Origin of the sequence: Ureibacillus manganicus DSM 26584 (genome assembly GCF_000772945.1) — a bacterium.
Taxonomy (GTDB): domain Bacteria; phylum Bacillota; class Bacilli; order Bacillales_A; family Planococcaceae; genus Ureibacillus; species Ureibacillus manganicus.
Window position 1 is genome coordinate 41,207 of the sequence record NZ_JPVN01000022.1, and the last position, 9,600, is coordinate 50,806.

Below are 9,600 nucleotides of genomic sequence, written 5' to 3' on the forward strand. Positions count from 1 at the left end.
TACTTTTAAAAAAAAGAAACATTATTTAAAATGGAAATAGAAAGATTCAGACCTAAGAAAATCCAATCCCAATATATGGAGGTATTATTAATGAGTCAAAGTAAATTACTAAAATCGATGGTTGCTGGTGCTTTAGTTGGTGCAGCATTAAGTTTGTTAGATCGAACAACAAGAGAGCATACGGTGGACAATTTGAAAAAGGCGAAAGATACTGTTCAATATTATGCTACACATCGTGATGAACTACAACAAATGATTGAGCAAAAAATGGCACAAGTTCAAAAACTATTTGAAACAACACAAGACAATGTTAGTTTTATTAAAGATAAAATAGACGAAGTGAAAGAAATTCCAGTTGCAGTACAGGATATTATGGAAGAAACGAAAACAACTTTTACAAAACCAATTAACTAAATCCATTTAAGTAGTAGTGAAAGGAAGTGGGTTCGATGGTGAGTGAGGACAAAAGATTACCAAATAAAAAAGGTCTTAACTTAATCACATCTTTCCTATTTCCTGAAAAGTCTAAAGTAGATATAACAACATTCAAAGGATTAATCCAAGATTTATTATTACGTATGTATGCAGTTGATGTATCAGGTTTAGGAGCCCAATTAGCCTATTTCTTCTTACTATCGTTCTTTCCACTGTTAATTTTTTTAGTTGCTTTACTTCCGTTGTTAAATTTAAACCAAGAGCATGTTTTTGACTTTATGCAAAGTGTGGTACCTACAGAAGTATTTCTACTAACTCAAGGAACCCTTGTTGACATATTAACGAGTAATAATAATGGCGGAATATTATCGATAAGTATCTTAGGGACAGTGTGGTCAGCATCAAGAGGTGTAAATGCATTAATAAAAGCCTTGAATGAAGCTTATGATACAAAGCCTAAAAACAGTTTAATTGTCCGGGTATGGTCGATTATTTTTACAATCGCACTTGTTTCAATTTTATTACTAGCTTTAACTTTACCGATTCTAGGATTAAGATATGGTTTTCAATTATTTCATTACTTAGGTTTTGAAGAGTCTTTTATTACGATTTGGACATATGTCCAATGGATTCTTCCTCCTTTCCTTATCTTTATTGTACTTTTGTTAATTTACTGGATAATACCGAATACAGATCCAAGATTAAAAATAATAAGCGTCTTACCTGGTGCAATGTTTTCAACAATTTCATGGGTTGCATTAATTTATGCTTTTTCGTACTACATTAACAACTTTGGGAATATTTTTTCTACTTATGGTAGTATCGCTAGTGTTATTGTGCTGATGCTTTGGTTGTACTTTACTGGTATGATTTTAATTTTTGGTGGATTGGTGAATGCTACATTTCAAAGTCGAAGATTGGCAATGAAGCAAAAACATAGAGATAAATTGACGAACTAATAATATTTATGCAAGTAACGAATTCGTAATTCGCCATGAAAAAAGATTCGCGTTTTTTCGCGAATCTTTTTTTACCCATAAATTTTAGAATACACGCTCAGCGTATTGAGAAAGCTTTTCTAACGAAGATTTTTCAACATCTGCATGCAATGAATTACCGTGTGAATCCATTGTTACAACAGCTGTGAAACCGTCTACTGTTAAGTGCCACATAGCTTCAGGTATACCAAACTCTTGTAGATCGACACCATCTACAGATTTAATACAGTCAGCATAATATTGAGCTGCTCCACCAATTGCATTTAAGTAAACTCCGCCATGCTCTTGTAATGCTGCAAGCGTTTTTGGACCCATACCGCCTTTACCGATTACAGCGCGGATACCGAATTTTTTCATAATGTCGCCTTGGTAAGGCTCCTCACGAATAGAAGTTGTTGGGCCAGCTGCTTTTACAGTCCAATTACCATTTTCATCTTTAGCCATTACTGGACCACAGTGATAAATAATTTGACCATTTAAATCAACTGGAGCATCATGGCTCATTAAATGGTGGTGAATTGCGTCACGGCCAGTGTACATACGACCGCTAATTTTAACAACGTCTCCTACTTTTAACTCGCGGATTTGTTCTTCTGTAATAGGAGCTTTTAATTCTACTACTTTACTTTCGGAGTTACCTTCAGTTTTTGGCTCATCGCGGAAAGTTACTCTTTCACCATCTTGGTAATGCCATTTAATAATTTCCCCAGTTGTTGCATCAATATCAATAGCCATACGACGGTAAGCCCAACAGTTATACGCAACTGAAACGAAGAATGAAGCTGGAAGACGGTGACCTACACCAATTTTACAGCCAAGTAAAGTTGCTTCACCACCGAAGCCCATTGTACCAACACCAAATGTGTTAGCTTTTTCTACGATATATTCTTCAAGTTTAGCAAGGTCTTCTTTTGGATTTACATCGTCAACATGACGGAATAATTGATCTTTTGCAAGATCATATCCAGAAGAACGGTCTCCACCAACGCCTACACCGATGAAACCAGCTGAACATCCTTGTCCTTGTGCTTGCCAAACTGAGTGAAGAATACATTTACGAATCCCATCTAAGTCACGACCAGCACGACCAAGACCTTCTAATTCACAAGGTAAACTATACTGGATGTTTTTGTTTTCACAACCGCCACCCTTAAGGATAAGTTTTACCTCTATGTAATCGTTTTCCCATTGTTCAAATTTAATGACAGGGAAGTTTTCGCCTAAATTGTCTCCACTATTTTTACCTGTTAAGGAATCAACAGCGTTTGGACGTAATTTTGCATCTTTTGAAGCTTGTACGATTGCATTTTTGATTACTGCTTTAATTTCTAATTGGTTAACACCAACCGGAGTTTTTACTTTGAAAGTTGGTAAACCTGTGTCTTGACAAATTGGTGACACATTATCTTCTGCCATTACAATATTGTTTGTAATTGTTGCTAAACTCATTGCAGCACGAGTACCAGAATTTTCTGCTTCTTTTGCTTTTTTAATCGCACGACGAACGTCTGCTGGTAAGTTTGTTGATGTTTCACTCACTAAATCATAAAGACTTTTTTCTAAAGTCTGTAAATAAGAAGTCGCCACTTGTGACATTGATCTATAACCCCCATAAATTTAGATAAAATCGTATTCCACCTATCATTATACCCTTTTAAATCTATGAAAAAAAGACTCGTAACATTATATAAGAGGAAATAAAAAAACAGAATCAAATTTGATTCTGTTCGTATTGTTATTGGTCAAGTAGATTGGCACGATTATTAAAAACTTCAATTTTTTCTTCTACATCACTTATCATCTGAATTAATCGATCGATATCTTCAAGATCTGTTGTTTCAGGATCAATCGCTTCTAAAACTTCAAGAAATATTTGAAGACGTTCCTTTAAATAACTAAGTTGCTGATCTTTATCTGTAATGGATTTTGACATGAATTCACCTCATAATATTGGATAACCTCACAATTATAGCATGTACAAATGTGACAGAAGAATAAGTATTTTAAAAAAGTATTATGATTTCTGGAAATAATTATTAACAGAATATTTACAATATTCTAACTATGTGGTAAAGTAATTACAAGTATTACAAAGGAGATGATCAAAGAATAAATGCAAATGCTCACTCTAAATCGAAAAGGAGGGAGTTTAAACAGTTTTCGGCGATCATTTGGCCGAATTGTAGTTTAACTTTAAGATGGTGAATATAATGATGTAACCCTAGCAAATGGATTGATTCATTTCCATTGCTAGGGGTTTTTTGTGTTAGAATTTATACTTTAAAGTGAAATATCTTTATATATTGTCGAAATAATAAGGAATTCTGTAATTGTTGTGTTAACATATGTACGTAAAACATCAATGCTCGGAGGACAAGCATGCATACAGTAAAAAGAAATGAACGACGATGGTTTTTGACGTTGGTGATCATCGTATCCATTTCAGGATTCTCTCAAGGGATGTTACTACCCCTTATTTCAATAATATTTGAAACCGACGGAATATCTTCTACATTAAATGGATTAAATGCAACGGGTTTATACATAGGTACTCTATTAATCTCCCCTTTTGTTGAACAGCCATTACGAAAATTTGGATATAAGCCAATTATTATTGTTGGTGGAGCAATTGTATTTATTTCACTATTAATGTTTCCGCTATGGAAACATGTTTTGTTTTGGTTTATTTTAAGACTACTAATAGGGATTGGCGATCATTGTTTACATTTCGCTACACAAACATGGTTAACAAGCTCAGCGCCAGAAGGAAAATTAGGAAAGAGTATGGCCATCTATGGATTATCATTTGGTGTTGGATTTGCAATTGGTCCGTTAATGACACCACTTCTTCGCATTTCGGAATCTCTACCGTTTATTGTTTCATCGATTTTATGTTTATTTGCGTGGTCGCTCGTATTCTTTATTCATAATGAACATCCAGCTGTACTTAAAGGAGATGCGAAAGAATCCAATAGCTTCACGAGATATAAGTTGTCATTTAAATATGCCTGGATAGCATTTTTACCGCCATTTGCTTATGGTGTTCTTGAAACATCGCTTAACGCGTTATTTCCTGTGTATGCACTACGTTTAAATTTTGATGTAGTATTTGTTGCCTTCATCATATCGGCTTTCTCAATAGGCGGTATTATTACGCAAGTTCCAATAGGAATATTAGGTGACAAAATTGGAAGACGGAAAGTGTTGTTAATCTCCTTAATTACAGGAAGTTTAGTGTTTGGATTTGGAAGTTTATTGGAGTTTTCAGAGGTTCTTATTGGTCTTGTATTTTTAGTAAGTGGGATGTTTCTAGGTTCTATCTTCTCACTAGGGATTACTTATATGGCAGACCTTACACCGAAAGAATTACTGCCAACAGGAAACTTACTATGTGGTATATTCTTTAGTTTGGGAAGTTTAATCGGGCCATTTATAGGCGGCTTATATTTACAAGTAGTAGAAGGAATTAGTTTTTTAATATTCGTTTCTTTTATTTTGTTAGTCATTTTTATGATTTTGTTATTTTCAGGAAAGAAAATGAAACCACTACAGCGCAAAATATAAAAAGCTTTGCATGAGAGCCCTCATGCAAAGCTTTATTTGTACCAAAGTGCTTATGACAATCTGTTTCTATAGTCATCATAGCCAAAGCGACGCACTACTTTAACGCCCTCATCTTCGTTATACAAGCAAATGCTTGGTAAGTTGACACCATTAAACATATGGTTTTTCACCATTGTGTAGTGGGCCATATCAGTGAAGACAACTTTGTCCCCTGCTTTTAATGGTTGATCGAAAGAGTAATCCCCGATTACATCGCCAGCAAGGCAAGTCATTCCACCTAAACGATATGTATGTGCTTTATCGTTTGGTGTACTTGCACCGATAATTTGTGGGCGATATGGCATTTCTAGAACGTCTGGCATATGACATGTTGCAGAACTATCTAAAATCGCGATATCCATACCATTTTTCACAACATCTAGTACTGTTGTCACTAGGTAACCAGTATTTAAAGCAATCGCTTCACCTGGTTCTAAAATGACATGTACATCATATTTCTCTTTAATATAGTTAATTAAGTTAACTAACTTATCCACATCATAATCTGGGCGAGTAATATGGTGACCACCACCAAAGTTTACCCATTTCATTTGATGTAAATAAGGACCGTATTTTTCCTCAAAATGAGGCAAGATACGTTCTAATACATCAGAGTTTTGCTCACACATCGCATGGAAATGGATTCCTTCAACACCGTCTAATTCATTAGGACGGAACTGATCAAAAGGAATTCCTAAACGAGAGTTTAGTGCACATGGGTCATATAACTCTGTTTCAACTTCAGAATAGCCAGGGTTTACACGTAATCCGATAGAAACGTGTTTATCTAAGCTTTGTACTTTTTCTTTGTATTTGTTTAATTGATCAAATGAATTAAATACAATATGATCAACATATTTTAAATACTCATCAATTTCATGATCAGCATATGCTGGTGCATAGGCGTGCACTTCTTTTCCAAATTCTTCATATCCTAGACGAGCTTCAAAAAGAGAACTTGAAGTAATCCCTTTTAAGTATTGCCCAACCATCGGAAACGTTGAAAACATGGAAAAACCTTTTAAAGCAAGTAATATATCGCAACCAGTTCGATCTTGTACTGATTTTAAAATTTCTAAATTACGTTTCAGCAAGCGCTCATCAACTATATAACTAGGAGAAGGAACTTGTGTCCAATCGATTTGTTTCATTTACTTAGCCTCTTTTTCAAGTTCAAGGTCAATTAGTTCAGGATTAAAGCTTTCCTGCCATGGAAGACCCCATTTATTTAATGCTTCCATGAATGGATCTGGATCGAATTCTTCTACATTGTATACACCTGGTTTTTGCCATGTGCCATTCATTACAAGCATTGCACCAATCATAGCTGGAACACCTGTTGTATAAGAAATTGCTTGTGAACCAACTTCACGATAACATTCTTCGTGGTCACAAACGTTGTATACGTAGTAAGTTTTTTCTTCGCCATCTTTAATACCACGAGCAATAATACCGATATTTGTTTTTCCTTTTGTACGTGGTCCTAGAGATGCTGGATCTGGTAATACAGCTTTTAAGAATTGAAGTGGTTGAATCATTTTACCTTCAAATTCAATTGGTTCAATAGAAGTCATACCAACATTTTCAAGTACATTTAAGTGAGTGATATACTTTTGTGAGAATGTCATCCAGAAACGAATTTGTTTAATACCTGTGATGTTTTTTGCTAAAGATTCTAATTCTTCATGGTATAGAAGATACATATCTTTAGGTCCGATTTCAGGGAAGTTATAAACTTCTTTGTATTCTAAAGGCTCAGTTTCAACCCATTCGCCCTCTTTCCAGTAACGGCCATTCGCTGTAATTTCGCGAATGTTAATTTCTGGGTTGAAGTTAGTTGCAAAAGGATATCCGTGATCACCAGCATTAGCATCAAGAATGTCGATATAGTGAATTTCATCGAAGTAATGTTTTAATGCGTATGCCGAGAATACGCCTGTTACGCCTGGGTCGAATCCGCTACCAAGTAGTGCAGTAAGACCTGCTTTTTCGAATTTCTCTTTATATGCCCATTGCCATTTATATTCAAACTTAGCTGTTTCAGGTGGCTCGTAGTTAGCTGTATCTACATAGTGAACACCTGTTGCTAAACATGCATCCATAATCGTTAAGTCTTGATATGGTAAAGCAACGTTAATCACCACATCTGGTTTAAATCCATTGATTAATTCAACAAGTTCGTCCACATTATCCGCATCTACTTGTGCTGTATGGATAATTGTTTTACCGCCGTCTAACTTTTCTTTTAATGCGTCACACTTTGACTTCGTTCGACTAGCGATCATAATCTCCTCGAACACTTCTGAATTTTGTACACATTTGTGCACTACTACACTAGCAACACCGCCAGCACCAATAATCAATGCTTTACCCAATTCCTTATTACCTCCTTAATGAGATCTTCTATTATTATGTGCAAAACAAAATATGCACAATAAAACAGATTATACAGAATTATTTTTTTTGTATCAATGCCTATTCTTCAAATAATTACATGATTTGTAGAAGATTTTCTATTAATCGTCCTCTTTCTATTATCTCAACTCAATTATAGGTTAAACCAAATGGTTGAAATTATGTTTCGTTTGTTAATTTGTCATTGAAAGTGTTCGACAAATTTGTAATTATGTCCGAAAAAATTTGGGAACTGTCCTATAAATTAAAAAAAGTGTCCGATAAATTCGAAGAATTATCCAAAAGCAATAAAAAATGAAGCTATCAGGACTTTGTTCTAGTAAAAGTAGAACAAATTTGTTATAATAATTATATAACAGATTGGGATGAAGAAATGATTGGAGGACCTAAGTATGATGATTCAGATTGAACCTGATGCAGATGTACCTATTTATACACAACTAACGAATCAAATTATTGAGGGAATTGCTCGAGGAGTTATCAAGCCAGGGGATTCGTTGCCTTCTGTAAGGTCTTTTGCTGCAGATCTTGGTGTTAATATGCACACTGTTAATAAAAGTTATCACGAGCTTGAGAAAAAGGGAATTATTCAAATTGTACCAAAATCAGGTGCAGTTATTATAAAACATGATGGATATGATGATTCTATTTACCAAAAGTTAATGCAGGATATGAAACCAATAATTGCGGAGGCAATTGTTTTCGGGATGACAGAATATGAAATTCAACAATTAGTTAAAACAATAGTTGAAAATTTTAAAGAAAATTAATTAGAGGAGGACTTTTAATGGGGGCATCCTTAGTTTTGACGATAGTCATCATTTTATTTCTTACTATTGCGCAAACCTTTATACCTTACTTAGTAAAAAGGACTGTAATATTTGGAGTTACAATTCCAGAACAATATTTGCGTAATCAAAAGCTACTTCAATATAAAAAGCAATATTCATTATTTACATTTATTATTGGACTAATCCTATTAGCTACATTTGTAATATGGGTATTAAATAATAACTTAAGCGAAGAACAAATTGTAGTAATAGGAACATTTATAGAATTTGGCATTATCATTATTAGTTTATCTTTCTATTTTTATTTTCATGGAAAGATAAAACAGCTTAAGCACTCATCTAAATGGACGGAGAATTTAAAGCAAGTAAAGGTTACTGACTTATCAATTCGTTCTCAGGATGAAATGTTACCTTGGTATGTGCATATATTACCTATGATCATCACGGTAGGCTTAATTATCTATACAGTAATGAACTATGAATTACTTCCTGACAATATTCCGACGCATTGGGGCCCAACTGGTGAACCAGATGCTTTTACAGCAAAAACACCGTTCACGGCAATCCAAATGCCTGGAATGTTATTATTGATGCAATTTATGTTTATAGGAATCCATATTGCGACTAAAAAATCAGGCATTAAATTAAGTGCAACAAATGCGACAGCTTCTAAAAAGAGACAGCTTGGTATGCGCAAATATACTAGTTGGTTAATGTTCTTTGTAATATTTGCTGTAACAATCCTGTTCACATTTTTCCAATTAACAACGATTCACCCGAATTTGTTTGAAGGAACGTCAATGCAAATGATAATTCCATTTGGATTTTTAGCAATAATCTTAATCGCTACGATTATTTTTTCCATTAAAATCGGGCGTTCGGATAAAGAAAACGATCCTATTATAGAGGGCGACATTACAGACATTGATGAAGATCGTTATTGGAAAGGTGGCCTAGTATATTTCAATCGGAACGACCCATCTATTTTTGTAGAAAAACGTTTTGGTATTGGATACACTTTAAACTTTGCAAATCCTTTAGGTTATCTGATTATTTTACTTCCACTTCTAATTATCATATTGGTTCCGTTTTTCTTAAACTGATTAGGGGAGATTACCTTGAAATTTATACTAGACTTGCAGATTAAGTGAACAAAAATTCTCACTAATTGGTATAGCAGCAGAGGTTTTATATTGGGATATTTGAGAAAGTATTATTAAGTTTATGAGTTTAGTTATTCGGATTTATTAATAACCACAAGAAAAACAAACGTCCTACTTGTTAAAATAATAGCAAGTAGGACGTTTTATTTGTGCGCTCGGCATGGGCTTATAACTTGGTGGTGAAAGTCCACTACA

Annotated in this window: 9 protein-coding genes; 5 read left to right on the plus strand and 4 right to left on the minus strand. The window is 34.3% G+C overall.

Translation table 11 applies throughout. From position 1 onward, the window contains the following. The first annotated feature begins 90 nt into the window (after positions 1–90). Complete coding sequence (locus CD29_RS15430) at positions 91–414, plus strand: YtxH domain-containing protein (RefSeq protein WP_036188806.1); 324 nt, start codon at positions 91–93, stop codon at positions 412–414. Positions 415–449: 35 nt separating this feature from the next. Then, on the plus strand, positions 450–1,394 hold the full coding sequence (locus CD29_RS15435) for a YihY/virulence factor BrkB family protein (protein ID WP_036188809.1): 945 nt from the start codon (positions 450–452) through the stop codon (positions 1,392–1,394). A gap of 84 nt (positions 1,395–1,478) precedes the next feature. Here the strand turns inward: CD29_RS15435 and CD29_RS15440 are convergent, their stop codons facing one another. After that, complete coding sequence (locus CD29_RS15440) at positions 1,479–3,029, minus strand: fumarate hydratase (protein ID WP_036188812.1); 1,551 nt, start codon at positions 3,027–3,029, stop codon at positions 1,479–1,481. A 139-nt stretch (positions 3,030–3,168) separates the two neighbouring features. Next, on the minus strand, positions 3,169–3,366 hold the full coding sequence (locus tag CD29_RS15445; protein WP_036188815.1) for an SE1561 family protein: 198 nt from the start codon (positions 3,364–3,366) through the stop codon (positions 3,169–3,171). A 446-nt stretch (positions 3,367–3,812) separates the two neighbouring features. Here CD29_RS15445 and CD29_RS15450 point away from each other — a divergent pair, with 446 nt between their 5' ends. Next, positions 3,813–4,997 carry an MFS transporter gene (locus CD29_RS15450; protein ID WP_036188818.1) on the plus strand — a complete coding sequence of 395 codons (1,185 nt, stop codon included), beginning with the start codon at positions 3,813–3,815 and terminating at the stop codon, positions 4,995–4,997. A gap of 50 nt (positions 4,998–5,047) precedes the next feature. On the opposite strand, the gene nspC is transcribed toward CD29_RS15450, so the two are convergent. Then, on the minus strand, positions 5,048–6,187 hold the full coding sequence (gene nspC, locus CD29_RS15455) for a carboxynorspermidine decarboxylase (RefSeq protein WP_036188821.1): 1,140 nt from the start codon (positions 6,185–6,187) through the stop codon (positions 5,048–5,050). Beyond that, positions 6,188–7,411 carry a saccharopine dehydrogenase family protein gene (locus tag CD29_RS15460; protein ID WP_036188824.1) on the minus strand — a complete coding sequence of 408 codons (1,224 nt, stop codon included), beginning with the start codon at positions 7,409–7,411 and terminating at the stop codon, positions 6,188–6,190. 432 nt (positions 7,412–7,843) lie between these two features. Here CD29_RS15460 and CD29_RS15465 point away from each other — a divergent pair, with 432 nt between their 5' ends. Next, positions 7,844–8,221, plus strand: coding sequence for a GntR family transcriptional regulator (locus CD29_RS15465; protein ID WP_036188827.1), 378 nt, complete (start codon positions 7,844–7,846; stop codon positions 8,219–8,221). Between the two features lie 17 nt (positions 8,222–8,238). Then, positions 8,239–9,345 carry a DUF1648 domain-containing protein gene (locus CD29_RS15470; protein ID WP_036188828.1) on the plus strand — a complete coding sequence of 369 codons (1,107 nt, stop codon included), beginning with the start codon at positions 8,239–8,241 and terminating at the stop codon, positions 9,343–9,345. Positions 9,346–9,600: the final 255 nt, after the last annotated feature.